The organism is Salinibacterium sp. NG22 (genome assembly GCF_015864925.1).
GTDB lineage: Bacteria > Actinomycetota > Actinomycetes > Actinomycetales > Microbacteriaceae > Rhodoglobus.
Window position 1 is genome coordinate 788,689 of the sequence record NZ_JADYWG010000001.1, and the last position, 25,117, is coordinate 813,805.

General features: G+C 63.2%; 23 protein-coding genes. 8 read left to right on the top strand and 15 right to left on the bottom strand.

Going from position 1 to position 25,117, the window contains the following annotated elements; all coding sequences use genetic code 11:
- Positions 1-34: 34 nt before the first annotated feature.
- The gene (smc, locus tag I6E81_RS03885) at positions 35-3,667 is read right to left on the bottom strand and encodes a chromosome segregation protein SMC (protein WP_197106072.1); all 3,633 of its coding nucleotides are present in this window, start codon (positions 3,665-3,667) and stop codon (positions 35-37) included.
- A 242-nt stretch (positions 3,668-3,909) separates the two neighbouring features.
- Between smc and I6E81_RS03890 the strand changes: the two genes are divergently transcribed.
- The gene (locus tag I6E81_RS03890) at positions 3,910-4,980 is read left to right on the top strand and encodes a GNAT family N-acetyltransferase (RefSeq protein WP_197106073.1); all 1,071 of its coding nucleotides are present in this window, start codon (positions 3,910-3,912) and stop codon (positions 4,978-4,980) included.
- Here I6E81_RS03890 and mutM read toward each other — a convergent pair.
- From mutM to I6E81_RS03910, 4 genes are read right to left on the bottom strand one after another with little or no spacing between them, the layout of a single operon-like run.
- Positions 4,977-5,876, bottom strand: coding sequence for a bifunctional DNA-formamidopyrimidine glycosylase/DNA-(apurinic or apyrimidinic site) lyase (mutM, locus tag I6E81_RS03895; protein ID WP_197106074.1), 900 nt, complete (start codon positions 5,874-5,876; stop codon positions 4,977-4,979). The genes I6E81_RS03890 and mutM overlap by 4 nt on opposite strands.
- 5 nt (positions 5,877-5,881) lie before the next feature.
- Positions 5,882-6,583 carry a ribonuclease III gene (gene rnc, locus I6E81_RS03900; protein ID WP_197106075.1) on the bottom strand — a complete coding sequence of 234 codons (702 nt, stop codon included), beginning with the start codon at positions 6,581-6,583 and terminating at the stop codon, positions 5,882-5,884.
- A 25-nt stretch (positions 6,584-6,608) separates the two neighbouring features.
- Positions 6,609-6,812 (bottom strand): 50S ribosomal protein L32, encoded by a 204-nt coding sequence (gene rpmF / locus I6E81_RS03905; RefSeq protein WP_009772721.1) that lies wholly within the window; start codon positions 6,810-6,812, stop codon positions 6,609-6,611.
- Positions 6,813-6,814: 2 nt separating this feature from the next.
- Positions 6,815-7,402 carry a YceD family protein gene (locus tag I6E81_RS03910; RefSeq protein ID WP_307783833.1) on the bottom strand — a complete coding sequence of 196 codons (588 nt, stop codon included), beginning with the start codon at positions 7,400-7,402 and terminating at the stop codon, positions 6,815-6,817.
- 264 nt (positions 7,403-7,666) lie between these two features.
- On the opposite strand from I6E81_RS03910, the gene I6E81_RS03915 reads away from it, so the two are divergent.
- Genes I6E81_RS03915 through I6E81_RS03925 form a run of 3 tightly spaced genes read left to right on the top strand, consistent with a single transcriptional unit; the run spans position 7,667 to position 10,456 of the window.
- Positions 7,667-8,671, top strand: a complete 1,005-nt coding sequence (locus I6E81_RS03915) for a putative F420-0 ABC transporter substrate-binding protein (RefSeq protein ID WP_197106077.1) — start codon at positions 7,667-7,669, stop codon at positions 8,669-8,671.
- On the top strand, positions 8,664-9,674 hold the full coding sequence (locus I6E81_RS03920) for a putative F420-0 ABC transporter permease subunit (protein ID WP_197106078.1): 1,011 nt from the start codon (positions 8,664-8,666) through the stop codon (positions 9,672-9,674). Before I6E81_RS03915 ends, I6E81_RS03920 begins: the two co-directional genes overlap by 8 nt.
- A complete protein-coding gene (locus I6E81_RS03925; RefSeq protein ID WP_197106079.1) occupies positions 9,671-10,456 on the top strand; it encodes an ABC transporter ATP-binding protein in 786 nt (261 codons plus the stop codon). Before I6E81_RS03920 ends, I6E81_RS03925 begins: the two co-directional genes overlap by 4 nt.
- 52 nt (positions 10,457-10,508) lie before the next feature.
- Here I6E81_RS03925 and I6E81_RS03930 read toward each other — a convergent pair whose 3' ends face one another.
- Genes I6E81_RS03930 through I6E81_RS03955 form a run of 6 tightly spaced genes read right to left on the bottom strand, consistent with a single transcriptional unit; the run spans position 10,509 to position 17,398 of the window.
- Positions 10,509-12,770, bottom strand: coding sequence for a DUF3488 and transglutaminase-like domain-containing protein (locus tag I6E81_RS03930; RefSeq protein WP_197106080.1), 2,262 nt, complete (start codon positions 12,768-12,770; stop codon positions 10,509-10,511).
- Complete coding sequence (locus tag I6E81_RS03935; RefSeq protein WP_197106081.1) at positions 12,757-14,127, bottom strand: DUF58 domain-containing protein; 1,371 nt, start codon at positions 14,125-14,127, stop codon at positions 12,757-12,759. The genes I6E81_RS03930 and I6E81_RS03935 overlap by 14 nt, the downstream gene beginning before the upstream one ends.
- A 9-nt stretch (positions 14,128-14,136) precedes the next feature.
- Positions 14,137-15,132 carry a MoxR family ATPase gene (locus I6E81_RS03940; protein WP_197106082.1) on the bottom strand — a complete coding sequence of 332 codons (996 nt, stop codon included), beginning with the start codon at positions 15,130-15,132 and terminating at the stop codon, positions 14,137-14,139.
- A 26-nt stretch (positions 15,133-15,158) separates the two neighbouring features.
- Positions 15,159-15,518: a PLDc N-terminal domain-containing protein gene (locus tag I6E81_RS03945; protein WP_197106083.1), complete on the bottom strand. Its 360-nt coding sequence runs from the start codon at positions 15,516-15,518 to the stop codon at positions 15,159-15,161.
- A gap of 39 nt (positions 15,519-15,557) precedes the next feature.
- Positions 15,558-16,346 (bottom strand): coenzyme F420-0:L-glutamate ligase, encoded by a 789-nt coding sequence (cofE, locus tag I6E81_RS03950; RefSeq protein ID WP_197106084.1) that lies wholly within the window; start codon positions 16,344-16,346, stop codon positions 15,558-15,560.
- 38 nt (positions 16,347-16,384) lie between these two features.
- The gene (locus I6E81_RS03955) at positions 16,385-17,398 is read right to left on the bottom strand and encodes a TIGR03557 family F420-dependent LLM class oxidoreductase (RefSeq protein ID WP_197106085.1); all 1,014 of its coding nucleotides are present in this window, start codon (positions 17,396-17,398) and stop codon (positions 16,385-16,387) included.
- A gap of 109 nt (positions 17,399-17,507) precedes the next feature.
- On the opposite strand from I6E81_RS03955, the gene I6E81_RS03960 reads away from it, so the two are divergent.
- Both I6E81_RS03960 and I6E81_RS03965 read left to right on the top strand, forming a co-directional pair.
- Positions 17,508-18,296 (top strand): alpha/beta fold hydrolase, encoded by a 789-nt coding sequence (locus I6E81_RS03960; protein ID WP_306790138.1) that lies wholly within the window; start codon positions 17,508-17,510, stop codon positions 18,294-18,296.
- A 389-nt stretch (positions 18,297-18,685) separates the two neighbouring features.
- Positions 18,686-18,964 carry a hypothetical protein gene (locus tag I6E81_RS03965; protein ID WP_197106086.1) on the top strand — a complete coding sequence of 93 codons (279 nt, stop codon included), beginning with the start codon at positions 18,686-18,688 and terminating at the stop codon, positions 18,962-18,964.
- A gap of 79 nt (positions 18,965-19,043) precedes the next feature.
- Here the strand turns inward: I6E81_RS03965 and fgd are convergent, their stop codons facing one another.
- From fgd to I6E81_RS03980, 3 genes are all read right to left on the bottom strand, one after another.
- Positions 19,044-20,060 (bottom strand): glucose-6-phosphate dehydrogenase (coenzyme-F420), encoded by a 1,017-nt coding sequence (fgd, locus tag I6E81_RS03970; protein ID WP_197106087.1) that lies wholly within the window; start codon positions 20,058-20,060, stop codon positions 19,044-19,046.
- 18 nt (positions 20,061-20,078) lie between these two features.
- A complete protein-coding gene (gene coaD / locus I6E81_RS03975) occupies positions 20,079-20,567 on the bottom strand; it encodes a pantetheine-phosphate adenylyltransferase (RefSeq protein ID WP_197106088.1) in 489 nt (162 codons plus the stop codon).
- 98 nt (positions 20,568-20,665) lie between these two features.
- On the bottom strand, positions 20,666-22,780 hold the full coding sequence (locus I6E81_RS03980; protein WP_231603961.1) for an ATP-dependent DNA helicase RecG: 2,115 nt from the start codon (positions 22,778-22,780) through the stop codon (positions 20,666-20,668).
- A 172-nt stretch (positions 22,781-22,952) separates the two neighbouring features.
- Between I6E81_RS03980 and rsmD the strand changes: the two genes are divergently transcribed.
- Positions 22,953-23,525 (top strand): 16S rRNA (guanine(966)-N(2))-methyltransferase RsmD, encoded by a 573-nt coding sequence (rsmD, locus tag I6E81_RS03985; RefSeq protein ID WP_197106090.1) that lies wholly within the window; start codon positions 22,953-22,955, stop codon positions 23,523-23,525.
- 19 nt (positions 23,526-23,544) lie between these two features.
- Here rsmD and thiL read toward each other — a convergent pair whose 3' ends face one another.
- Positions 23,545-24,537 carry a thiamine-phosphate kinase gene (thiL, locus tag I6E81_RS03990; RefSeq protein WP_197106091.1) on the bottom strand — a complete coding sequence of 331 codons (993 nt, stop codon included), beginning with the start codon at positions 24,535-24,537 and terminating at the stop codon, positions 23,545-23,547.
- Between the two features lie 23 nt (positions 24,538-24,560).
- Here thiL and I6E81_RS03995 point away from each other — a divergent pair, with 23 nt between their 5' ends.
- Positions 24,561-25,112 (top strand): DUF3515 family protein, encoded by a 552-nt coding sequence (locus I6E81_RS03995; protein WP_197106092.1) that lies wholly within the window; start codon positions 24,561-24,563, stop codon positions 25,110-25,112.
- Positions 25,113-25,117: the final 5 nt, after the last annotated feature.

The following is a 25,117-nucleotide window of genomic DNA, read 5'->3' on the forward strand; positions in this document are numbered from 1 at the left end:
GTCATCGCTCATCACGAGCGATCACTCTCACGATCTAGCTCGCGTCGACTGACGCCGTCTCTTTCGCGACGCGCTGGCCCACGACGGCGCTGATGCCATCGGCACGCATGCTGACGCCGTAGAGGGCATCCGCGATTTCCATCGTGCGCTTTTGGTGGGTAATGACGATGAGCTGGCTGGTCTGGCGCAAGTCTTCAAAGATCGCCAGCAGGCGGCCAAGGTTGGCGTCGTCGAGCGCCGCTTCAACCTCATCCATGATGTAGAACGGGCTGGGGCGCGCCTTGAAGATGGCGATCAGCAGCGCGACGGCGGCCAACGACCGCTCACCACCGCTCAGCAGTGAGAGGCGCTCGATCTTCTTGCCGGCCGGCTTCACCGTGACTTCGATTCCTGTGGTCAACAGTTCGTCGGGGTTGGTGAGGAAGATGCTTCCGGTGCCACCGGGGAACAGCACCGGGAAGACATCGTTGAACGCGTTCTTGGTGTCTTCGAATGCGCTCGCGAAGATGACCTGCATCTTTTCATCGAGCTCGTCGATGATTGTCAGCAGGTCCTTACGCGTGTTCGTGAGGTCGGTGAGTTGCTCGGTCAAGAACTTGTGGCGCTGCTCGAGCGCATCAAACTCTTCGAGAGCGAGCGGGTTGACCCGGCCAAGGCGCGCAAGTTTGCGTTCGGCCTTCTGCAGGCGAACCTCTTGTTCGGCACGTACAAACGGTCGGCCGGATGCCACGGGCTCAGCGTTCTCGTCTGGCTCGGGTGTTGCGGGGCTCGCGTCAGATTCCGTGGCAGCGGAGTTCTCGTCGGGCTCCGCGACGGCGGCGCTCTCGGCCGCTTCGTCGTTCACCCGGTCATCGGGAACGGGCACCTCAGGGCCATATTCCGCCACAAGTACGTCTTCGACGAGTCCGAGTTCTTCGCCCGAGCGTTCGAGGAGACTGGAGAGGTGCAGTTTCTTTTCGTAGATCTGCATTTCAAGGCCGTGGACGCTTTCGCTGACCGCCGAAAGGCGTTCACGCAATGCCGATTCTTCGCGGCGCAGAGTGGAGAGCTCTTCGTTCTGGGCCGAGCGCGCCGCTTCCTTCGAGGCAAGAACAACGCGCGCTTCGGAGAGCGAACGATCAACCGAGTCGAGCACCGCGGGAAGCATATCTACGACCTTGGTCGCGGAGGCGATCTGACGTTGACGAATAACGGCAAGTCGCGCCTGCTCTTGGGCTGCTTCGCGCTCGCGCACCAGCTGGGCGGCGAGTTGTTCAGCGCGGGCACGCTCGGCGCGCACTCGCTCGCGGATGGTCTCCATTTGGATGCGCAACTCGACTTCGTGGGCCCGAGCGGCATCCACTTCGGCCAGCATCGGTTCGCGTTCGGAGACGTCGAGCATGGGGCGCGGAGCAGCCTGGTACTTGTCGGCAGCAGTCTGGGCGCGAGCCACTTCGGTGGTGGCGTCGGCCACGGCTTCTTCGGCAACAGCGACCGCGCGAGCAAGACGGTCGCACTCGGCTTGGGCGGCTTCAGCCTGAATCCGGTGGCGACCGAGCAACTCGGACTGCGCGGCAAGCTGGGCGTCGTATTCGCGCAAGGTTACGAGGGCTTGTTCAGCATCCGTCTTCGCGGAGGTGAGCTCGCGGCGCTTCTCGTCGAGTTCGAAGCTCGTGCGCTCGATCTGGGTCGTGACAACGCCGAGTTTGTCGGCGGCGGCATCCCGCTCAGCAACAAGTTCGAGGCGAGAGCGCTTCGCACCGGAGCCGCCGCGCAGCACGAACTGCGTGAGCACGTCTCCGTCACGGGTCACGAAAGTGAGATCGGCGGCGTTCGAGAGCGAGCCATAGGCGGCGCGGGCGACCTCAAGGTCGTCGGCGATGAGAACGTGGGTGAGGAGACCGTGCACTCCGTCGGGGGCCGTGACGACGTCGGTGGCGGGAATGGTTCCGGCCGCCGTTCCGAGCGAGACCGACCGCTTGGCAGCGTTCGCGACAACCACTTCAACGCGACCGAAATCGCGCGAAGCAGACTCGGCAAGCGCATCAATGGCTGAATCACGATCATCGGCAAGCACGGCATCCGCAAGCGTGCCGAGAGCGGCAGCGATGGCCGCTTCGTAGCCGGGCGTGATCTTCACGTGTTCAGCAACGAGACCGCGGATGCCCGAAAGCTTGGCAGCGACGAGAGCGCTTGAGCCGTCTTTCTGGTCAACCGCGAGGGATAGCGCCGAGTTGCGGGCGGCCAAGGCATCGCGCTCGCGCTCGGAGGCGTGGAGGGCTTCGCGGAGGGCTTCAATCTCGGCCTGAATGCTCGAAACTGTGGCTTCGGCGGCCTCGTAGGCGGTGTCGAGCGAGCCATCACTTTCGACGGTCGAGTTGCTGGCCTGGGTTTCGAGAGCCTCAAATTCGGCCTGGGCTGCCTCTCGACGCGACTGGGCTTCGGCGAGCGCCTGCTGCTGACGCACGAGTTCACCCTGCGCTGCAGTCAGAGTGGAGGTGGCGACTTCAACGCGAGCGGTGAGACCGGCGCTCTCCAACTCGTGACGCGATACGAGCGCACTCTGCGCGGCGATTTCTTCGTCGAGGGAGTCGAGCGCGGCCTTCGCTGTCGCGGTTGCCGCAGCGGCTGCGGCGACGGCCTTCTCGGCATCCGCAACGCCGGTCGCGAGCTCATCGGCGCCGGCCTTAACTTCGTCGACGAGGGTCTGACTGACGCTGTTGCTGGAAACGGGCGCATCGCTCTGCTGCCCGAGCAACGACAGTCGCTGGTTCGCGAGCGTGTAGAGGCTACGCAAGCGTTCTTGCACCGACTCAAGGCCGAAAGCCACGCGGCGGGCTTCGTCTACTTCGCCACCGACTTGAGCTTGCTCGAGGCGGGCTTCGCGCAGTTTGTTCTGGTCGAGCTGCTCTTGCAAGACGATGCGCTGTGTTTTGCGTTCGCTCTCGCTGCGGCTGAAGTCGTTGATGCTCGAGCGCAGTTCAACGACCTCGTCGGCGAGGAGGCGGGCGCGAGCATCCCGAACGATCGAAGCAATCGAGGCCGCTTCTTTGGCAATCTCGGCCTGCTGACCGAGCGGCTTCAGCTGACGACGGATCTCCCCCGCCAAGTCGGAGAGACGCGTGAGGTTCGCCTGCATCGCGTCGAGCTTGCGCAGCGTTTTCTCTTTGCGACGACGGTGCTTGAGGATGCCGGCCGCTTCTTCGATGAAGCCGCGACGGTCTTCGGGGCTGGCGTGCAACACCGCATCCAGCTGGCCTTGACCAACAATGACGTGCATTTCGCGGCCGAGACCGGAGTCGCTGAGGAGCTCTTGAACGTCGAGCAGTCGGCACGAGCTGCCGTTGATCGCGTACTCACTGCCGCCGTTGCGGAACAGGGTGCGGCTAATGGTGACTTCGCTGTACTCAATCGGCAGCGCGCCATCCGCATTATCGATCGTGAGGATGACCTCGGCACGACCCAGCGGTCCCTTGGTGGCGGTTCCGGCAAAGATGACGTCTTCCATCTTGCCGCCGCGCAAAGTTTTGGCACCCTGCTCGCCCATGACCCAGGCGAGAGCATCCACCACATTCGACTTGCCCGAACCATTGGGGCCGACGACACACGTCACGCCCTGTTCGAACGCAAAAGTGGTCGGTTGAGCGAACGACTTGAACCCCTTGAGGGTCAAACTTTTGAGGTACACGTCACCGCCCGGTCGTTGCTGGTCTCAGCGTTAGCTAAATTCCTGACCAAGTTGCTGGTCAGAACCTTGCTATACGGTACCGGATGCGCGGGGTCCCGCCGTTCTGCCGCGCAGGCATCGCGCCGCGCCCGGCCGTCGGTGACACTCGGGGCACACTGGCCGCACCACTAGCGCGCTGCGAACTCGCGGCGTATTCTGGTCGGCTACCTCCGTAGCGCTTACCCCCGCAGATTGGTGCGCTCATGTCAGAGATCGAGATCACGACCCTCGAGATTCCTCTCGCGCTCTCTGCCGATGGATCGGACGACTTCACCGCGGCAACCGCATTGCGCAACGAGACCGACGAGATAATGCAGCACTACCCCGAGCTGGCGCACGACCCGCATGTCTCTCTCGCGACCTGGCAGCCCAGCGCCTTCGAAGACCGGCGGATGCTCATCGCTCGCGATCAGGACCGCATCGTGGGCCGTGGCGACTACAGCACCAACGTCGGCGAAGAGGCGGATACCGCGTGGATCGAAGCGTACGTGCATCCCGCTTATCGACGTCGCGGTATCGGCAGCCGACTGCTGACCGAACTTGAAACGATTGCGGCGGATGCGGGCAAGCGCAAAGTTCACGTCTACGTCTCAAGCGTGCCCACTGATGGCGCGCTACTGGACTCCCCCACAGGCTTTGGCGCCGTTCCTCGTGACGGTGCCGGCACTCAGTTTCTGCAGTCGCAGCAGTACAGCTTCGAGCAGGTTGAGCGCGTGAGCAGGCTCCCTCTCCCGGTTCCTGGCCTGCACTCCCTCGTCGACGACGCCATCACGCGGTGTAGCCGCGACTATGCCGTGCACGAGTGGGTGGGGATGTGCCCAGAACAGTGGCGCGACGACCTCGCGCTGCTCTACACGCGCATGAGTACCGACGAACCCAGTGCGGGACTCGAGCCTCCCGAAGATATCTGGACCGCAGAACGAGTGGTCGATCATGACGAACGCGAGCTCGCTAGTGGAGTTACGACCGTCTACGCCGCGATTGAGCACGTAGCCTCAGCAGAATTGGTGGCATACACCGCGCTCACCGTGCCAGAGCAGCCGGAACTCGCGGTGCTCCAAGACAACACGATCGTCCTGAGCGAGCACCGCGGTCACCGCCTCGGCAACCTGCTCAAGGTGTTGAATCTGGCGCATCTCCAACGAGTCGCGCCCGGCCATCCCTCGGTCATCACCTACAACGCGGCGGAGAATCGCCCCATGCTCTCGGTGAACGAAGCGGTCGGCTTTGTTCCCATCGGTTCTGAAGGCGCGTGGAAGAAAGAGTTGCGCTAGCTCGCAGACCGACTCACGCGAATACGCTGGCAGAACTTACAAAAATGCGAGCCACGGTTCATGAACTGCTCGCGCACGACCTCGCGACCGCAGCGCGGGCACGCCCGACCTTGCTGCCCGTAGACGTTGAGCGAGTGCGCGAAGTAGCCCGACTCGCCGTTCACGTTGAGGTACTGGGTGTCGAAGCTCGTGCCGCCCTCGGCCAAGGCCTTGGAGAACACCGCCCGCACTTCCGCGAGCAACTGCACCGCTTTCGCGCGGCTGAGGGTCTCGGTGGGCTGGTTGTAGTGCACGCGGGCAGCCCAGAGCGCTTCGTCGGCGTAGATATTGCCGACCCCGCTGATCAGGGTTTGATCGAGCAGCGCCCGCTTCACCGTGGTGCGCTTGGCTTTCAGCGATCGCAAGAACTTCGCATCGTCGAAGAACGGGTCGAGCGGGTCACGCGCAATGTGTGCCACTTGGCTCGGCACCGCGAAAGCGGGCTGATCAACAGTGGGCAACATGCTGTCGATCGCCATCGAGCCGAAAATACGTTGGTCGACAAAGTTGAGGCGCAGTGCGCCGTGGTCAGGATGATCAAGTTCGATACGGATGCGCGTGAGCCGGTCATCCGTGCTCCGATCGCGCAAAAGCACCTGCCCGCTCATACCGAGATGCGTGACGAGAGCTTCGCCCTGGCTTTCAGCACTGTCAGCGAGCGGAAGCCACATGAACTTGCCCCGCCGCTGAGGCGTCAGGAACGTGCGACCGGTCAGACGGTCAATGAAGTCTTCGCTCGGGCCCTCATGGCGGCGCAGTGAACGCTCGTCAAAGACGGTGACGGATGCCGCCGTCGCGCCGGTAACCGCCGGTTCAAGCCCCGCGCGCACAACTTCGACTTCGGGAAGTTCGGGCACGCCAGTTACTTCGCTGCGGCTTGGAGGCTAGTCCAGGCCTCGAGCGCTGCGGCCATTTCGGCCTGCTTCTTGCTCGAGCCGATGCCGGTCGCAATGACCTCGTCGTCGAGAGCGACGCTCGCGTGAAAACGCTTGGAGTGATCGGGGCCGCTATCTTCGATGCGATAGTCGGGAGCCCCACGCCCTAGTTGGGCGGCGAGCTCTTGAAGGCTCGTCTTGGGATCCATTGCTGCGCCAAACCGCTCCGGGTCGGCAAGCAACGGGGCGACGAGGCGAAGGACGAGCGCGGTAGCTTCGTCCTCGCCGAGGTCGAGGTAGGCGGCACCGATGATTGCCTCAACGGTGTCCGCCAAAATGGACGGCTTTTCGCGGCCGCCCGTCTGCTCTTCTCCCTTGCCGAGGCGAATGAACGCGCCAAGGCCGATCAGGCGCGCAATTTCAGCGAGCGCGACAGAAGAAACGAGACTAGCCCGACGCTTGGCAAGGTCTCCCTCGTCAAGCTCCGGGTTATCGCGATACAGCTTGACCGTTACTGCCTGGCCAAGAATTGAGTCACCAAGAAATTCGAGTCGCTCGTTGTGCGCGATTCCGCCGTTTTCGTACGCGAAAGAGCGGTGTGTCAACGCAAGCGTGAGCAACTCGGGGTCAATAGCGACCCCGAGCACAGCAGAGAGCTCAACCGGTGAGGCAGAGCCCGTCATCGCCATTTCGACTCGAGAATGTGAAGACTAGTTAAACGTCAGCGACCTTGCGACCCTTGTACTCCATGTACAGGGGCGTGCCAGCGGAGTCTTCGACTACCTTGGCGCGGTGCGGCAGGCTGTAAACAGTCTTGCCGTTTTCGACGGTCTTGACGAGGGTGGGAGGGGTTGCCTTCCACTGGGCGCGGCGCATGCGGGTGCTGGCCCGCGACATCTTGCGCTTCGGTACTGCCATGGCTAACTCTTTTCTTCTTGGGTCTCAGGTGAATCGTTCGCGTCGTGCGAGTTCTGGTCATGCGAGTCTTGCGTGAAATCTTGGAGGCCGGCCAACGCTGCCCAGCGAGCATCGATGGGCGCTTCGTGTTCGTGTCCTGGATTATCGAGCAACCGAACCCCACACTCGGGGCACAGGCCAAGGCAATCCTTCTGACAGACCGGCTGGAACGGCAGTGACAACACTACCGAATCCCGCACTACAGGTTCTAGATCGATGTATTCGTCGATAACCGTGTAGTCGAAAGCTTCGTCCTCAGAATACGCGAAAAGTTCTTGAAACTCGACTCGGACAGGCAGGGTGACGTCAATGAGGCAACGAACACACTCTGCTTGCGCTTTGCCCGACACCACAGCATCCACAAGAATGCCGTCGTGGAGTGACTCAAAACGGCCCTTGACGGACAGTTTCGAACCCTTTTCTACCCCAACAACGGCGGTACCAAAGGTTTCGGGTACGACGACCTGAATGGAGTGCTCTCTCATCTCGCCTGGGCGGTGAATGAGATCGCGCACCAACACGGCATACGGACTCTCGTTGATTCTAGACACGATCGTCGATTCTACCCCCGCAACGGCTCCCCTGTCGCCCCCGGTCAGCAATCGCTCAGTCAGCTAGCCCACGGATGAGCACGCCGGACCGTGTGGGTCGGTGTAGGCAGGAGGCTTTGTACCTCTCTAGACTGGTGCGACAGACCCGTGCGCTTGGTATGGCGTGGTTGGTTTGCCCAGGATTGGGCTGCCGGTCTTCTCGAAACACTTTTCGTTCTTTGTGGCGCATTCTCGCGCCCATCCACCCGTTTCTTGGAAGGCTCCATGTCTGCACGTTCTCGTTCCGTTTTGTCCCGTTCCGCGTTCTCTCGCACCGTACTACTGGCGGGGGTGTCCGTTCTTGCCTTGAGCGGATGCACTGCTGCCGCTGACGAGACGGAAACCACCTCGCCCGATGCCGCCGCGCAATCGGTTGAACTCAGCAACTGTGGCTTCGATGTCACCTTCGACTCGGCCCCCGAGCGCGTCATCACGATCAAGTCGTCAACAACCGAGATGCTTCTGGCGCTCGGCCTCGGCGATCGCATCATTGGAACCGCGTTTCAGGATGGTCCCGTGCCCGAACAGTGGGCATCCGACGCTGCGGGCCTGACCTCGATTGCTGAGCGCGTGCCGAGCGAAGAAGCCGTTCTCGATCTCGAGCCCGACCTTGTCTTTGCCGGGTGGGAATCAACGTTCAGCGCTGACGGCGCCGGCGAGCGCGCCGACCTCACTTCTCTCGGCATCAACACCTTCGTGGCTCCCTCGGCCTGCCAAAGCGCAGAACAGCCTGAACAGCTCAGCTTCGACAACGTCTTCAGTGACATCGAGACGGTTGCCTCGATCTTCCGCGTGGATGCCACCGAGATCGTCGATGAACAGCGGGCACAACTGGCAGCGATCGATGCCAATGGCGACTCCCGTACCGCTCTCTGGTTCTCCTCGGGCTCCGACACTCCCTACGTCGGCGCCGGCATCGGAGCACCGCAGCTGCTGCTCGACACAGTTGGCCTCACCAACATCGCTGGAGACATCGACTCGACGTGGGCTCCCTTCAACTGGGAAGCCGTCGTTGACGCCGACCCCGACTTCATTGTGCTCGTGGATGCCGCCTGGAACACCGCAGACAGCAAGATCGACGTGCTTGAGGCCAACCCCGCCACCGCGAACCTCAGCGCCGTGAAGGCTGGCCGTTACCTCGTGGTGCCGTTCGCGGCGAGCGAGGCCGGCGTACGCAGCGTTGACGCTGCCGAAAGCCTGTCGGCTCAAATTGCGGAGTTCGATGGCTAAAGTTTCTCCGCTCACCTTCGGCACCGCGCTGGGGATCGCACTTCTCGTGTCGATCACCATCGCGGTGACGATTGGCCCTGCCGACATCCGCTTCGATGAGGTCTGGCGCTCGATTGGGAGCCACCTCGGTATCGGAGTGAGCCCGCTCACAGAATTGCGGGATGGCATTGTGTGGCAGTTGCGTTTGCCTCGCGTGCTCACCGCTGCGGCGGTGGGTGCGGGGCTCGCGCTGAGCGGTGCGGTGATGCAGGCGATTACGCGCAACCCACTCGCCGACCCGTATTTGCTCGGGCTGTCATCGGGCGCGGCTCTGGGCGCGGTGTCAGTGATTGTGCTTGGCGCCGCCGTGTTACTTCCGTTTGCCGCCTTTGCAGGCGCGTTACTCGCGTTGACCCTCACCCTGCTGTTGGCGGGATCCCTCGGTGCGATCACCCCGTCGCGCACGGTGCTCGCCGGCATCGCCGTCTCGGCGCTTGCCTCGGCAGTCACAAGCTTTGTCATCTTCTGGAGTGTCGACGGCGACTCCTACCGGGAAGTGTTGTCGTGGCTGCTCGGCTCCCTTAGCGGAGCACGCTGGCCTGCGGTCGGCATCACCATGGTTGCCATCATCGTGATCGGAGTCCCCGTGATGCTTACGGGACGGCTGCTCGATTCCTTTGCCTTCGGCGACGTGCAGGCAGCGTCGCTCGGAGTGAACGTCAGCGCGACCCGCTGGGGACTGCTGGCGGCATCCGCCCTCGTCACCGGCGCCATGGTCTCGGTGAGCGGATCGATCGGCTTCGTGGGGCTCATCCTGCCGCATGCCGTTCGACTACTCGTAGGGCCAGGGAACCGCGCCCTGCTCCCCCTGAGCGCCCTCCTCGGCGCCGTCTTTCTCGTCTGGGCCGACACCCTTGCGCGCACACTCTTCGACCCGCGCGAGATTCCCGTCGGCATCGTCACCGCCATGATCGGTGCCCCCATCTTCGCGTTCCTCCTCACCCGGCGAAAGAGCTCAACATGAGTGACGACACCGGCCTTGTCGCCGAACGAATCCGCGTCACTATCGACGGCACCCTGCTCATCGACAACGTCGACTGCACGGTAGCGCGGGGCTCCCTCAGCGCTCTCGTCGGGCCAAACGGTGCCGGAAAATCCACCCTGCTGCGGGCCCTGACCGCCGTGCAGGCTCCGGCATCCGGAACCGTCACGTTCGGCAACGCCGACCTGCTCGGGATGCCACGCCGCCAACGCGCGCGCCTCGCCGCGTTCGTGGAACAAGACGCCACCACCGACTCCTCCCTCACCGTCGACATGGTCGTGAAGCTGGGACGTCTGCCGCACCAGTCACTGTGGGAGGCCGACTCCCCCGAATCCGCTGCCGTCGTGACGGCGAGCCTCGAGACCGTGGAGATGACCGCGTTCCGCGAACGCGAATTCCAGAGCCTCTCTGGTGGCGAAAAGCAACGCGTCATGCTTGCCCGCGCGCTGGCCCAAGAACCACAGCTGCTGACCCTCGACGAACCGACCAACCACCTCGACATCGCCGCCCAACTCGCCGTGCTCGAACTGCTGTCGAGCCTGCGCACCACCGGCGTCACCGTACTCGCCGCGCTGCACGACCTCTCCCTCGCGGCAAGCTACTGCGACCACATCATCGTGCTGTCCCATGGCCGCGTCGTGGCGGCAGGTGCGACCGAAACCGTGCTGACCGAACAGTTGATCGCTGACGTGTATGGCGTCACGGCATCCATCCTGCGCAATCCGGTCACCGGCAAGCCTGTCATCGGGTTTAGCCCCGCGTAGCGGCGCGGACGCCCCTCACCCAGACCACACCACCCTCACGCAGCACCGCTGGCTAGCGGTCGAAGGCCGTGCGCGGAGCAAGTGCCGCCATGATGCGAGCCCGCCAGCCCACGGATGACCGCAGCGAGGTGATCACACTCGACACCGCCGCCCGACGTACCGGTTGCGGGCGCGGACTGAAAGCCGACGCTTCAACTGCCGCGAGCACGAGCGCCAAGGTCGACGACAGTCCGGTCGATGACTCCGGACTCGGCGCCGACGGGGGCCCAGCGGAGTTCGCCGCGACAGGCACGACGCCGAGTTGAGCCGCAAGCTGCTCATACTGTTGACGTGGCGTCCCGGTGCGGGAAACGGCTATCCCCAAGTCGGCGGCGCTGTCGCAAATCTCTCGCCAGGAAAGCGCAACATCGCCTCGCGCGACGGCGGCCAATCGCAGCGCTCGACGAATGACGCGCACCAGCGCCGGGATCGCCAGCAGGAACGGAATGGCGAGCAAGAGCCACCACCATGGCGAAGTCTCGCCGTAACCGGGAACGGGCGTCTCGGGCACTTCGTCACGCGGCAGGTCGGGACGCGCACCCGGAGTCGCGCTCGAGCTGGGGCTGGCAGTGGGCTCAGGCTTCGACTCGTCAACGTCGGGAGTGCTCGGGTCATCGTTCACACTCTGCGCAAAGCGGGGCGTGCTGCCCACGGATGTCGTTGGTTCGAAACGAACCCAACCGACGGTCGGAAAGTAGAGCTCAGGCCACGAATGCAAGTTGTCTGTCGTGACCGCGAAACTCACCTCGTCGGTCTCGGAATCCACCTTCCGCTGGCCGGGCGTGAAGCCGACGACCACGCGAGAGGGGATGTCGAGGGTGCGCGCCATCGCGGCCATCGCCGACGCAAAATGCACGCAATAGCCGCTCTTGGCAGAAAGAAATGCGGCGAGCACCTCGGCACCCGAACCGTCATAGTCGTCGGCAACCGGCGACTCCTCGGAGTAAACAAAGTCGCCATTGCGAAAGAACGATTGAAGCGCCAGCGCCTGGTCGAACCTGGTCACTTTGTCACCGGCCACTTGCTGCGCTGTCTCAGCCACCACAGCCGGCAGCGACTCCGGCAGCGCCACATACTTCTCAAAACCAGCGGGCAACTCCGTCGGCGCTGCCTCCAACTGTTCGATCGTGGGGGCAGCGGTGATGTACGAGGCTTCGTAGCTTTGACCCTTGGAATTTGCGAACGACGTCGACACCGTTAAGCCCTCAGGTTCCCAGGCCCAACCGCGCCCGACATCCGCAATGCTCGTGGTCGCGTAAGGAACGGGCAGCAGCTTTCCCCGCAGGCGTTGAATCTGAATCTGCATGACGCTCTCGGTGCGAGGCACCTCCGCCGACAGCCCCGGCGAAGGCGCAAACTCTTCAACGGTGTTGGAGTCGTCAATCTCGCGCTCCGACGGACTCCACGTTTCGTCGGTGAACTCATCCAGAGCAGCGACCCGCAGGTATTCATCTCCCCGTTCCGAGGTGTACGTCAGCGCCAGCAGTGGGGAATCGCGTCGAAGATCGTTACTCAGATTGAGGATCGGGTTCACCCCGGTAGCGATGATCCCCGGAGTGCCAGGAGATGGCTCAGCCGGCTCAACACTCGGGAGCACCACGGGCACGACGAGAGCCAACACGAGCGCGCTTGCCACAACAGGCCAGGCGGCACGCATCGTCGTGCGCTCCCCCGCCACGAGAAGGATGCCCACATAGGCAAGAGCGGTCACCGCAAAGCTGAGAGCATCGTGCAGTTCGCTTCGCACAAAAGCCGGAACCGCCAACAGGATGAGCAGCGGGAGCGCCGTGAACGCCGGCTTACGCAGCACGAACGCGATGACGTCCATTGCGACCGAGAGTGCGAGCGCGCCGAGGCAGATCAGAAAGACGATGCTCACATCGGCATCCGCGGGAAAGCGCTGAGCTTCCATAGACGATTGCCCCTGCGCTATGAGGGTTGCGAATCGTGCGAAAGTGGTGAACGTTGGCAGGATGCCCACCAAGGCTGTGGTGGCTGCGAAGAACAAGGTGAGTGTCGCCAAGCCGACCGCGGCGCCGATGAGCGACCCGATCCAGGCACGTGAAATCAGCGTGTGGCCCACGGCGGCCGCCGCAAGAACGACAAGCACAATTCCAACGTAAGGAAACCACCACGCGCCCTCCGTGAGCACTTCGCCGAGGCTGCTCGCCGCGACCCCCAGTGCCAGAGCCAGAGTGCCGCTGAGCGACCACGTACGCACGCGTTGTTCGTGAGCGCGCACACTGCGCGCCCGACTCTCTTCAGTTGTTGTCACGGTGTGCCCTCGATTCCGCCACAAACGAGGTCCAGGCATCGCCAACGTCATCGAAGGATTGCACCGAAATTACTTTCCACCCGGCATCGCGCAGCTCGTCACCGGCAGGCTGGCGAGCACGGTCGCCCGACCGCGTGAAATCTCCACAACTCGACGAGGATTCCACCACGAACGCAACGGCGAGAACTCCCGGAAGGGCTTGCCGCCGCAAATACGACACCGTCTCCGGCTCAGGATGCGCGGCCAGAGCCAATACCGGCCCGCCCGCGCTCGTGCTGGGCACTGGCTCACCCCACCAGCCCGGCGCACTATCGACGGGGCCGAAGGTTGCGAGACGGGTCAGAAATTCGTGCTCGTCGGAGGCCCGTCGATGCACGATTGAGGCATCCGCCAGCTGCGAGGGACCCGTCTCAATGATCTCCACCAGAAAGCCTTCGCGCTTCAGTTGCACGGCGGCAGAGGCGAGCATGCTGACGACCCACTCGAAGCGAGGGCTGCGCGCGGCTGCCGTAACGGCTCCGCTCGAGAGTCGCACCGAATCGTTGCGGCTGGCATCCGGATACCCTGCAATTCTCGTATCCACAATGATGCGAGCTTCGGGATAACTGTGCTGCTCCTCTTGACGCACCATCAGGCTGCCGTGCCGGGCGGATGCTCGCCAGTGCACCCGTCGCATCGCATCGCCACGGCGATACTCCCTGGTCATCGCATCGTCATCGTCACCGGCCGACCGACGTTGGAGCACACGAGCCTCCCCATCGCCCGACTGGGCGAGCAACGCCGACTGCGTCAGTGTGACAACCCGCGGCGTGACCGTCAACTCGGTGACAGCGCCGACACTCCACGAGCCGAGCGCCAGCGAGAGCGGGTCGCTGCTCTGCAGCAAGAGCGGACCAATCTCAAAAATTCCACGATCGCGCGGCGTAAGCGAATAGGAGAGCTGAGCCGCACTGCGCTGGTTGAGGCCACCCACCCGAGCCGAGAGCGGCGGCATCCAACCACTGGCTGTAGCCCACGGAGACCACGGCAGGCCATCGGCCCAGTGCACTCCGCGAAGTCCCGTGCGCGCGTGATTATCGACGCGCACCGTGACAAGGCTCGTGGTTCCCGCCTCCACAACGGGAAACGCACACTGTCGGCTCACCGACAGCGCAGATTCCCGCGAGCGCACCAGCACAGCAGCCATGAGGGGTAACGCGAGAGCGAAGCATCCGGCATATAACAGAATCGGCATACCAGCCGCATAACCTGCCACAAGTGCGACCCCGCCCAGCACGAGAAAGGTACTCCCGCGGTTGGTGAGCCTCACGACACGCAACGCGACAGAGAGTGCTCGAAGAGGGCGAAGGCGAGACATGAGAGTCCGCTAGGACGCGACCGAATTGACCGGAACCGGCGTCTCCGCAACGATGCGCTCAATCACAGCAGCGATCGAATGACCCGTCAGAACCGTGGAGGACTGAGCCGCATGGCGCGCCGGAATCATGCGGTGCGCCAGCACTGTCACGGCAAGCGCATCGATGTCATCGGGCAACACGAAGTCACGACCATCAATCGCCGCCCGAGCCTTCGCCGCCCGCACCAGATGGAGCGTAGCCCGCGGGCTAGCACCCAACCGCACCTCGGGGTCACGACGCGTCGCCTGAGCAATCGCAACCGCATACTCTTCGACCGCGGTGCTCACAAATACTCGTCGCACCGTCGCGATGAGCTCGCGCAACTGCTCAACCGAGACCACGGCCGTGAGCGCGTCAAGAGGGCTGCTGAGCTCCCGTGAGCGCAACATCTCTAGCTCGGCTGCGGCATCCGGATAGCCCATCGAAATGCGGGCCATAAACCGGTCACGCTGAGCTTCAGGCAGCGGATAGGTGCCCTCCATTTCGATGGGATTTTGCGTCGCCACCACAATGAACGGGCTCTGCAGTTCGTACGTAGTCCCGTCGACCGTGACACTCGACTCTGCCATGCACTCAAGGAGCGCAGACTGCGTTTTCGGGCTGGCACGGTTGATCTCATCACCGATGAGAATGTTCGCGAATACCGGCCCCTTCTTGAACTCGAATTCACGCGTGTTTTGGTTATAGACCGAGACGCCCGTGATGTCGGCCGGCAGCAAGTCTGGCGTAAATTGCACGCGCGACACGGTGCTGTCTACCGTTCGCGCGAGAGCCCGCGCGAGCATGGTCTTGCCGACACCGGGAACGTCTTCGATGAGCAGATGGCCCTCCGCCAAAAGCACCGTAAGCGCCAAGCGCACAGCCTCTGTCTTGCCATCAATCACGGTCGAAATACTGCGCACAATGGCGTCACAGTGATCGTGGAACACGTCGTCGGGTAGTGACCCGGAGGTAGGGGCATCCATGGGTCGAGTCTTACACCGGTCTTCCACTACGGCAATTGCTTACGCTTGCGCAGTTCATCTTCAAGGGCACGGATTTTTTCTTGACGCTGAAAGTACTCGATCTCAGCGTCGAGTTTCGCGATCTCGGCTTCGGTCGTGCTCACCTCCAGTGATGGCAGGTGTGCGCGACGCTCGGGGGCACCAAAGGGCAGAGAGCTCGGAGCGGTGGACTGGTGCTCGCGGCCGATCGCAAACCAGAGAATGCTGCCGATGACGGGCATGAAGATCACGAGAAAGATCCAGGTGACCTTGCCGAGATTCTTGATGCGCGATTCATCAATCAGGATGATGTCGATCAACACTGAGATGAGCAACGCGAAGTACGCGAGCGAAATGAGACTCCCCATCCGCTCATCGTAGAGGCAAACTCCCCCGACAGTCGAGTATTAGTCTTCTTTAGTTTCGACGGTGTTGTAGGCCTCATCGAAGCCCGCCATCCACGCCTCTTTTGTGCCCAGACTAAACATGTCCTCGGGGCCCGACCGCACGAGGGATCGCGCACCGGGAGCGTCGAGATCAGCGACGTGCTGACCTAGCCCGCGAACGACCGCAACGGGCAATCCCCCGGCCTTCCCCTTGACCAAATCTGTCGCGGCGGCAACTTCATCGGCGAGCGCCGTGACACTGACCGCAAGCGGACGACCCGAAGCATCCGCGGTTCCGCGCAAATCATCGAGAACATGGATGCCGGCCGCACCAATCGCGATGTCGGCTTGGCCCTTGCGCCAAGGCCTGCCCACGGTATCCGTGATCACAATGCCCACGGTCACGCCAAAGCGCTCCCGGAGCCCGGCGCAGAGCTCGCGGGCGGTCGCATCGGGGTCGAGCGGGAGCAGGAGAACGATGCCGTCAGGGGTGTTACTGGAGTCAACGCCCGCCGCCGCCATCACGAGCCCCAAACGGTTTTCGACAATGCGAGTGACACCGTTGGGGTGCTCGCGCGAGGCCACAATCCGCACGGTTTCGTCGGTGATGGCTTGTTCGCGATCGGCAGCCTCGACAGAACGACCTTCGGCCTTGCTCACGATCTTGGAGGTGACGGTGAGGATGTCGCCGTCGGCGAGGCCTCCCGAGTTCACGTCATCGGAGTCGGCAACGAGAGCCGTCGTAATCGCCTCAAGAAGGCTGTCACCGGACTGAATTTCGGGGATGCCGGGCACGGCCCATGCGCTCATTCTCACGCGTCTAGTCTGCGGCATTCGTGGCGCAGTCACTACTTGCGCAGTGCCGGCAGCACGTCACGCCCGAAGACCGTGAGAAACTCGCGCTGATTGCGTCCGACATTGTGGAGGTAGATGCGGTCGAATCCGAGATCGAGGTAGCTCTGGATGTAGGCGCGATGCACGTCAGGGTCGGCGCTGACGGGCATCCGTCCCTCGAAGTCTTCTGGGCGCACCATGCGCGCCAGTTGCTCAAGCTCGAAGGGCGAGCGGATGTCGTTCTTCGCGAACCGCAGACCACCGTTTGGCCATTCGGTGAGCGCGTTGCGCATGGCCTGTTCGTCTGTTTCGGCCCAGCTCAAGTGCAGCCGCAGCACGCGGCTCTGGCTCTCGGGTGCGCGGCCGGCTTCTCGTGCGCCTTCGGCGAATCGTTTGAGCAGCATGTCGACTTTGTCGAGAGGTGCCGCTTCGGTGATGAGCCCGTCGACAGTTTTACCGGCACGCTTCGCGGCGACCGGCCCGGCGGTAGCGACCAAGATCTCGGGCGCCACCTCGGGCATTGTCCAGAGTCGTGTCGATTCGAGCCGGTAGAACTGCCCCTCGTGGCGCACATCTTTGTTGCCGAGCCCCGAAGCGAACAGTTTCTTGATGATCTCGACGGCTTCGAACATGCGGTTGATGCGTTCGGGAGCTTCTGGCCAGTACTGGCCGACGATGTGTTCGTTGATAGCTTCGCCGCTGCCGAGGCCGAGCCAGTGTCGCCCCGGATTCATCGCGGCCAGCGTCGCGGATGCTTGGGCGACCATTGCCGGATGCCAACGAAACGTGGGCGCGGTGACTCCGGTGCCAAGGTCGCCGGTAGTGGTTTCGCCCAGAGCGCTCAGCACGTTCCACACGAAGGACGCCTGCCCCTGCTGGGGAACCCACGGCTGGTAGTGGTCTGCGGCCATCACCCCACGAAATCCTTGCGATTCGGCGTACTGCGCACTCTCCATGACGTCACGTGGAGCGAACCGTTCGAGCATGGCGGCGTAGCCGATATGAGGTGCAGAAACTGTCACGGGCATCCGTCTATTGTGGCGTGCATTGCCCCTGTCGCGCTGCAGCACCTTTCCGAGCATTGAATTGCGGTCGCGACGAGCGGATAATAGGCGCCCTACTCACTGAGGAGTCGGCATGAATCTGGGCGCGTTTTCCATCAGCACCGCTAGTCCGCTGATGCACGTCATTCTCATTCCAGGTTTCTGGCTCGATGAAGCCTCGTGGGCACCCATTACGCGGTCGCTTCGCGAGGCTGGCCACACGGTTCATCCGCTGACGCTTCCCGGTCTTCACCGCGACGACACTGATCGCGGCGCCATCACACTCGCCGATCACGTCGCTGCGGTAGTTGACGTGGTCGACAGTCTCACTCGCGACTATGACTGCGAAGACGACGCGGCGCACGGCCAGGTGGCACCGCCCATCGTTCTCGTGGCGCACAGCGGCGGCGGGCCCATCGCCCACGCCGTTGCGGATGCTCGCCCCACCTGCCTCGCCCGGATCGTGCACGTCGACACCGTGCCGCTGCCCCACGGGATGCCGATTAACACTGATCTGCCCACGATCGATGGCGAAATCCCCTTACCCGACTGGTCGGTGTTCGATGACGAAGATCTCGTTGATCTCACCGATGAGCTGCGAAGCACGTTTCGCCGCATTGCCATTCCGCAGCCCGCTCGGGTCGCCAGCGATCCCCAGAATCTGTCGACACCAGCGCGGTTCAGCGTGCCGGCGACGGTGATCTGTTGCGAATTTTCGAGCGAACAATTGCGGGCATGGATGCGCGACGATGAGCCCTTCGCCTCCGAAGTTGCCCGCCTCGACGATCTCGAACTCGTTGACCTGCCCACCGGGCACTGGCCGCAGTTCACGAAGCCAGCCGAGCTTGCCGACGCAATTATTACGGCTGTGCATCGCAGCTAAATCGGGTCTTGTCCTCACAGGATCCCCGTCCTACACTGAGCAAACGCCAACTATTGAAAGGAGCTAGCCGTGTTTATGTTCGCAACAACGAAGAACCCAATTACTGCCGGCTCCGTCGGCACCCTCTCCGCCTAACCGGTTAGCGTTCTCCGCTCACCGGTTCTGACGGTGGCGGCGCTCACGGAGCACACGACCCAACTCGATCATCACGAGACTGCATTCGACTGACGAGTCGGCGCACCCCGACGGGGCTGCGCAGCACTCACCGCGATGACCACTCCCTTCTCTGGCAACTCGCGATTGCCGAAGGATGCTGTTGGGTCGCCACCTGAAACAGCGCGCTCTGACGCGCCATCCGCAACCTCTCTCTGTCACGAAAGTTTTCCATCATGAACGAACTACTGGCGGCCTCGAAAGACCGCCGCGCCCATCCGTCCGAACCTCATCACCATGACCAGCCGCGACAGGCTGCCGTGCGTCGCGTGGGGGTAATCGACCGGCTTGCCTTGCATCTCGGCGTCGCCCTCATCACGTGGAGTCGACGGCCCCACCGTGCGCGACTGATCGCCTCGGCCGAGCTGCTGGCCGAACACCAGCTCCGTCGTGAGCGCCTGGCTCACGCCAGAGCTCGCGCCGAGCAGAACTATCCGCGGTTCATCATCCGCTAAAGCATGATGCGGCCGTCACCTCGGAGGTGACGGCCGCATCATGGCGAACCTCAGCGGTCGCGGTTAAGCACAATCAGAGTTACAGCGCCCGCAATCGCGGTGCAATGTCGCGCTCGAAGAGCTCGAGGAAACGGCGCTGGTCGTTGCCGGGCGCGTGGAAGACGAGGTGGTTGAGGCCGGCATCCACATAGGGACGAATCTCTTCAACAATCTTGTCGGGATCGTTGCCGACGATCCACCGCGAAGCGATCTGCTCAATGGGCAGAGCATCGGCGGCGCGTTCCATCTCGATGGGGTCAGTGATGTCGTGCTTCTGCTCCTTCGAGAGAGCAAGTGGCGCCCAGAAACGTGTGTTCTCGAGGGCTACGTCGGCATCGGTGTCATACGAGAGCTTGATTTCGATCATCCGGTCGATGTCTTCGAATTTGCGGTCGACCTTGGCTGCGCCCTCTTTCACGCCGGGGATCAGCGCATCGTTGTAGAGCTCCATGCCCTTGCCCGATGTGCAGATAAAGCCATCTCCGGCACGACCCGCATAGCGGGCGACCATCGGCCCACCGGCAGCGATATAGATCGGGATGGGCTGGTCGGGGCGGTCATAAATGCTCGCGCCGTGAGTGGAGTAGTACTCCCCCTCGAACGACACGCGGTCTGAGGTCCACAGTTCGCGCATGAGGCGAACGGATTCACGCAATCGAGCGAAGCGCTCCTTGAACTCGGGCCAGTCCTGCTCGCCAGCACCGCGGAATCCGGTGGCAACCTCGTTGAGGGCTTCGCCCGTTCCCACACCCAGCATGATGCGCCCTGGGTAGAGGCAGCCCATCGTGGCGAAGGCCTGAGCGAGCACAGCGGGGTTGTAACGGAAGGTCGGCGTCATCACGCTCGTGCCGATACGAATCGTGCTCGTGCGCTCACCGACCGCTGCCATCCAGCTCAGCGAGAACGGAGCATGCCCGCCTTCGTGACGCCACGGCTGGAAGTGGTCGCTAACCGCAACACTCTCCATGCCGTGTGCTTCTGCGGCCACCGCGATCTCTACGAGTTCACGCGGGGCAAATTGTTCTGCTGACGCTTTGTATCCGAGGGTGAGTGTCATAAACCCATTGTGCCGGTGTTAGTCGCGCGGCGCTTGCAAAAACTCAGAAACCGAACGCGGAACATAGGGCGCGACGTCTCCGCCAAGCGCAGCAACCTGACGCACCAGCGAACTGGACACGTGCGCATGAGCGGGATTCGGCAGCATGAAAATCGTCTCTACGCCGGCGAGGTCGCGGTTGACGATCGCCATAGGCGTTTCGTACGCGACATCCACTTGAGAACGGATGCCCTTGATGATGACACTCGCCCCCACATCGGTGCAGTAGTCAACGAGGAGGCCCATACTCCAGCTAGTTACAACGATGTTGCCCTGAAGGTGAGCGTCGGCAACGGCTTGTTCGATGAGGGAGACGCGTTGCGCAATCGGCAAAAGCGCGGTCTTGCCCGGGTTGTGCACGACCAGAACGTGCACTTCGTCAAAGGTTTTCGCTGCCCGCTCAATCACATCGAGGTGGCCAAGGGTGACAGGGTCAAACGACCCAGGAACAACAGCGATCCGACTCATGCTCCCACGATAGCCGCTCGGTGCTCATTGGCGCGTGGGAGTTCGCTGTGCGGGGAAATCTGACGCAACACAGCAAAGCGTGCCTGCGAGCGGAGGCGCTAGTTTTTGCCGAGGAACGCTTCGGCACTCTCATCAAGACGACGCTTGAGTGCTTCGGCGAGCGCCGGATGCTCGGCCAAGGTCGGATCTGCGACCAACAGCCCCTGAGCGGCCTCGCGCGCTTCGGTGATGAGTTGACCATCGTTGGCAACTCGCAGCAGCTTGAGGCTCGAACGCCCACCCGACTGCACGCCACCAAGCACATCGCCTTCGCGGCGCAGTTCAAGGTCTTTGTTGGCAAGTTCGAAACCATCGAGAGTGGATGCCACAGCCTCAACGCGTTCGCGCGCCAACGACTCCACCTCGGCCGCCGTGACAAACAGGCACAACCCCGGAACCCCACCACGACCAACACGGCCGCGCAGCTGGTGCAACTGGGAGACGCCGAAACGATCAGCGTCGAGCACCACCATCACCGATGCGTTCGGCACGTCAACGCCGACCTCGATAACCGTTGTCGCGACCAGCACATCGATGTCGCCGGCAGCGAAGGCGCGCATGAGCTCGTCTTTCTCCTCGCTCGAAAGCTTGCCGTGGAGCGCCTCAATCCGCTTGCCCGCGAGAACCTCGTTGCTGCGGAGCGACGCCAGCACCTCGGTCACGTTGGCAATCGGACGCGGCGGTCCGGCATCCGGGTCATCGGAGACAGCGGGCGTCGGCTCGCTGCCGGGCTCTTCAGTTTTGGCGTCGATGGCGGGGCACACAACGAAGCCTTGACGACCGATGGCGAGTTCTTCTGCCAGTCGCTGCCAGACGCGCGACACCCAGCCGGGTTTCTCGGCGAGGGGCACCACATGGCTGCTGATGGGCTGACGGCCAGCCGGCAACTCAGCAATCGAGGAGATATCGAGGTCGCCGAACACTGTCATCGCAACCGTGCGCGGGATGGGCGTTGCCGTGAGCACGAGAACGTGCGGAGGCTTCGCGCCCTTGAGCCGTAGCGCTTCACGCTGGTCGACGCCGAAACGATGTTGCTCATCAACGACGACGAGACCGAGATCGACAAACGTGACCGCGTCGCCGAGCAGGGCGTGCGTGCCGATCACGATGCGAGAAGCCCCCGACACGGTCGCCAGCAGCGCCTTCTTGCGCTCGGCTGTCGGCAGCTGACCAGTGATGAGGGTCGGGCGCAGTTCGGCCGCGAGATCGGGGCCCAACGTGCGGATGATCGAACGGAAGTGCTGATGCGCCAGAACCTCGGTGGGAGCCAGCAACGCTGATTGCCCACCCGATTGCGCGACCGCGAGCATCGCCCGCAGCGCGACCAGAGTTTTTCCGGAACCCACCTCACCCTGCACGAGACGATTCATCGGCACCGGCTGCGCCATGTCGTGGAAGATTTCCTCCCCCACGGTCTGCTGATCGCCCGTAAGCGTGAACGGTAGCGCTGCGTCGAACCCTTCGAGCAGCGGGCCGGCCGTGCGCGCGATGGCCTCTGACTCACGCTGCTTCTGACGCTGTTGCAGAAGCGCCGATTGCAGAACAAATGCTTCCTGAAAACGCAGGGTGTCACGAGCTGCCCGCCAGTCCGAGTCAACCTTCGGACGGTGAACCTGCTCAAGGGCTTTCGCAAACGGAAGCAACTCGCGTTCGCGACGCACGGCATCCGGCACCGGGTCATCAAGCGGGCCAAGAGTATCGAGCACGACCTCGACGGCTTTCTGAATTTGCCAACTCGCGACCGTGGACGTCGCCGGATAAATGGGGATCGGCTGCTCGGCCCACGACTTGGCCTGCTCGGGCTTCTTGAGCTCGAGAGCATCCCGGTCAAAGAGTTCGTAGTCGGGGTGAGCGAGCTGGCGCGTGCCGCGATATTGGCCAACCTTGCCCGCAAAAATTCCGCGCACCCCCGGCGTCAACTCATTGGCACGCCAGGCCTGATTGAAGAACGTGAGAGTCAGGATGCCCGTGCCGTCGCTGATCGACACCTCAAGAATCGAGCCGCGCTTGTTGCGCATCGGACGATTGCGCACCTCGCGCACTTCGGCGACGATCGTCACCGCCTCATCCAACGGCAATTGAGCCAGCGCAGTCAGCTCGCCTCGCCGCGCGTACCGCCGCGGATAGTGGGTCATCAGATCGCCGACCGTGAGCAGGCCAAGACCGCGCTGCATCGAGGTAGCGGTGCGCCCGCCCAAGACGGCGCTGAGCTTCTGATCAAGGGGCGAGGTCACCCTAGAAGAGTACCGGGGACCACTGGCGTTTGCCCCGCCCTCGGGCTCGTCCACCCGCCACCACGCGAGCCCCGTGCGCCCGCCCGCTCACCCCGGCTAGGCTCGACACGCTATGACACGCATAATCGCCGGGTATGCCGGCTCCCTCACCATCGCCGTACCGAGCGCGGGCACTCGCCCCACCAGCGACCGCTTGCGCGAAGCGATCTTCTCCGCGCTCGAAGCCCGCGACGCCATTGAGGGCGCCCGCGTGCTCGACCTCTACGCCGGCACCGGAGCGCTCGGGCTCGAATCAGCCTCGCGCGGCGCACCCCACGTCACGCTCGTCGAGAACAACGCTCGCGCCGCCGCCACCTGCCGCAAGAACGCGACGCTCATCGCGGCGAAAGCGCCGCGCGGCTCAAAGCCGATCATTCTCACCGCCGCTCGCGCTGTGCACACGTTCTTGGAGACATCCGGCGATCAGTGGGATCTCGTGTTTATCGACCCGCCCTACGAACTCGGCAACGGCGAACTTCGCGTAGCGCTCGAACTGCTCGCCAGCCAGCTCAGCCCCGACGCCCTCGTGATCGTCGAACGCAGCTCGCGCGACCCCGAACCGGAATGGCCTGCTGGGCTCGAACTCGACCGTCGCAAAGACTACGGCGACACCACGCTCTACTGGGTACAGCCGACCGCGCCATAGCCTGCCGGCACTTCGACGATCAGCCGACGGCACCGTCCCAGCCCGCATAGGGGTCCCAACCACCACGTTCGGTGTACGCGACGCCATCAACGAGCACGCCCTCGCCCTCTACGACGCGACCAATCGCGCGGAATCCTGCTGGCAAGGTCGCTGACTCGGGAAAAGTCGCGAGCAACGAATGATCTTCGCCGCCATCGAGCTGCGCCCGACCACCCACCGCTTCGGATGACAGATCAAGCCCAACGCCACTGGCAGTAGCAACACGGCGAGCATCGATCGCGAGCCCATCACTCAGGTCGAGCATGGCCGTGGCTCCGCCGAGAGCGGCAGCTTTGCCGTCCGCGATCGGCGGTGCTGGCCTGAGCTGGGCGGCGATGGCGTCGGGATGCGTTGTCGCGAGCGCGGCGGCCGCTGCGGCATCCGGTTCGCCATCAACGACGCCCGCGGTGAAGAGGAGGCGGAGGCCTTCAGCGGCGAGACCGAGCGTGCCTGAGACGGCGATCACGTCGCCGACGCGTGCACCGGAACGCAGAACCGGGGCGCGCCCTTCGAGATCACCGAAAGCCGTGATGACAATCGTGAGCACTGTCGAGACCGAGAGGTCGCCGCCGATCACTCCGCTACCAGGAGCGAGCGTTTCGCAGCCCTCGCGCAGCCCGTCAGCGATTGCTTCGAGCGCCGAGACGGGGGTGTCGTTGGGCGCCGCAATTGCGACCACGAGACCGGTGGGAACCGCCCCCATCGCTGCGACATCCGACAAATTTGTGGCAGCAGCTTTCCAGCCGAGATCGTACGGAGAGGACCACGCAAGCCGAAAGTCTGGGCCATGAATCATCATGTCCGTCGTGATCACGACACGCTTGTCTGGCGTTGCCAACACGGCAGAGTCATCGCCCGGGCCGAGAAGCTCTGCCGCAGCAGAAGGCAGTCGCGGAAAGATGCGCTTGAGCGCGGCAAGCTCGCCCACGCCGCCGAGAGTGTCAAGGGTCTCGCTCGCGCGGTCAATCGTCATATTCTCACGGTAGCCTGAAGGCGATGAGAACGACGACCCGCACCCCCATAATCGCCATGCTCGCGATGATTCCTTTGCTAGCAACGCTGGGCGGATGCGCGGCAATCGTTCCACTCGAACCGGCGGATGACGCCGCTAACCCCACCTGTGCCGACGTGATTGTGCGCCTCCCCGACACTGTCGCGGGGCTCGACAAGCGCGAAACCAACGCCCAGGGCACTGGAGCGTGGGGCACACCGGCAAACATTCTGCTGCGTTGTGGCGTGGCTGTGCCTGATCCGACTGCGGAACTCGCGTGTGTCACTGCGCCAGAAGATGGAATCGACTGGCTGCGAGACGACAGCGACGCCCCCAACTATGTATTCACGTCGTACGGCCGCGATCCTGCTGTGCAGGTCATCATCGATAGCGACGGTGACCCCGATATCGATGGCGACGAGGTCTCTGGCTTCGACGCCCTCAGTCAGCTCGCCGGCGCCGTAAGTCAGGTGCCCGCCGACCGCTTCTGCGTCGGCCTGTCTGACACTCCCGCTCCCGACGACACCGCCGATTCCGGCGACGACGAATCCGAATAGCTCGC

Coding starts and splice junctions, on each gene's coding strand:
- I6E81_RS03890 (WP_197106073.1), top strand. CDS start 3,910: ATGTCAGAGATCGAGATCACGACCCTCGAGATTCCTCTCGCGCTCTCT.
- rnc (WP_197106075.1), bottom strand. CDS start 6,583: ATGGCGATGACGGGCTCTGCCTCACCGGTTGAGCTCTCTGCTGTGCTC.
- rpmF (WP_009772721.1), bottom strand. CDS start 6,812: ATGGCAGTACCGAAGCGCAAGATGTCGCGGGCCAGCACCCGCATGCGC.
- I6E81_RS03915 (WP_197106077.1), top strand. CDS start 7,667: ATGTCTGCACGTTCTCGTTCCGTTTTGTCCCGTTCCGCGTTCTCTCGC.
- I6E81_RS03920 (WP_197106078.1), top strand. CDS start 8,664: ATGGCTAAAGTTTCTCCGCTCACCTTCGGCACCGCGCTGGGGATCGCA.
- I6E81_RS03925 (WP_197106079.1), top strand. CDS start 9,671: ATGAGTGACGACACCGGCCTTGTCGCCGAACGAATCCGCGTCACTATC.
- I6E81_RS03935 (WP_197106081.1), bottom strand. CDS start 14,127: ATGTCTCGCCTTCGCCCTCTTCGAGCACTCTCTGTCGCGTTGCGTGTC.
- I6E81_RS03940 (WP_197106082.1), bottom strand. CDS start 15,132: ATGGATGCCCCTACCTCCGGGTCACTACCCGACGACGTGTTCCACGAT.
- I6E81_RS03945 (WP_197106083.1), bottom strand. CDS start 15,518: ATGGGGAGTCTCATTTCGCTCGCGTACTTCGCGTTGCTCATCTCAGTG.
- cofE (WP_197106084.1), bottom strand. CDS start 16,346: ATGAGCGCATGGGCCGTGCCCGGCATCCCCGAAATTCAGTCCGGTGAC.
- I6E81_RS03955 (WP_197106085.1), bottom strand. CDS start 17,398: ATGCCCGTGACAGTTTCTGCACCTCATATCGGCTACGCCGCCATGCTC.
- I6E81_RS03960 (WP_306790138.1), top strand. CDS start 17,508: ATGAATCTGGGCGCGTTTTCCATCAGCACCGCTAGTCCGCTGATGCAC.
- I6E81_RS03965 (WP_197106086.1), top strand. CDS start 18,686: ATGAACGAACTACTGGCGGCCTCGAAAGACCGCCGCGCCCATCCGTCC.
- fgd (WP_197106087.1), bottom strand. CDS start 20,060: ATGACACTCACCCTCGGATACAAAGCGTCAGCAGAACAATTTGCCCCG.
- coaD (WP_197106088.1), bottom strand. CDS start 20,567: ATGAGTCGGATCGCTGTTGTTCCTGGGTCGTTTGACCCTGTCACCCTT.
- I6E81_RS03980 (WP_231603961.1), bottom strand. CDS start 22,780: ATGCAGCGCGGTCTTGGCCTGCTCACGGTCGGCGATCTGATGACCCAC.
- rsmD (WP_197106090.1), top strand. CDS start 22,953: ATGACACGCATAATCGCCGGGTATGCCGGCTCCCTCACCATCGCCGTA.
- thiL (WP_197106091.1), bottom strand. CDS start 24,537: ATGACGATTGACCGCGCGAGCGAGACCCTTGACACTCTCGGCGGCGTG.
- I6E81_RS03995 (WP_197106092.1), top strand. CDS start 24,561: ATGAGAACGACGACCCGCACCCCCATAATCGCCATGCTCGCGATGATT.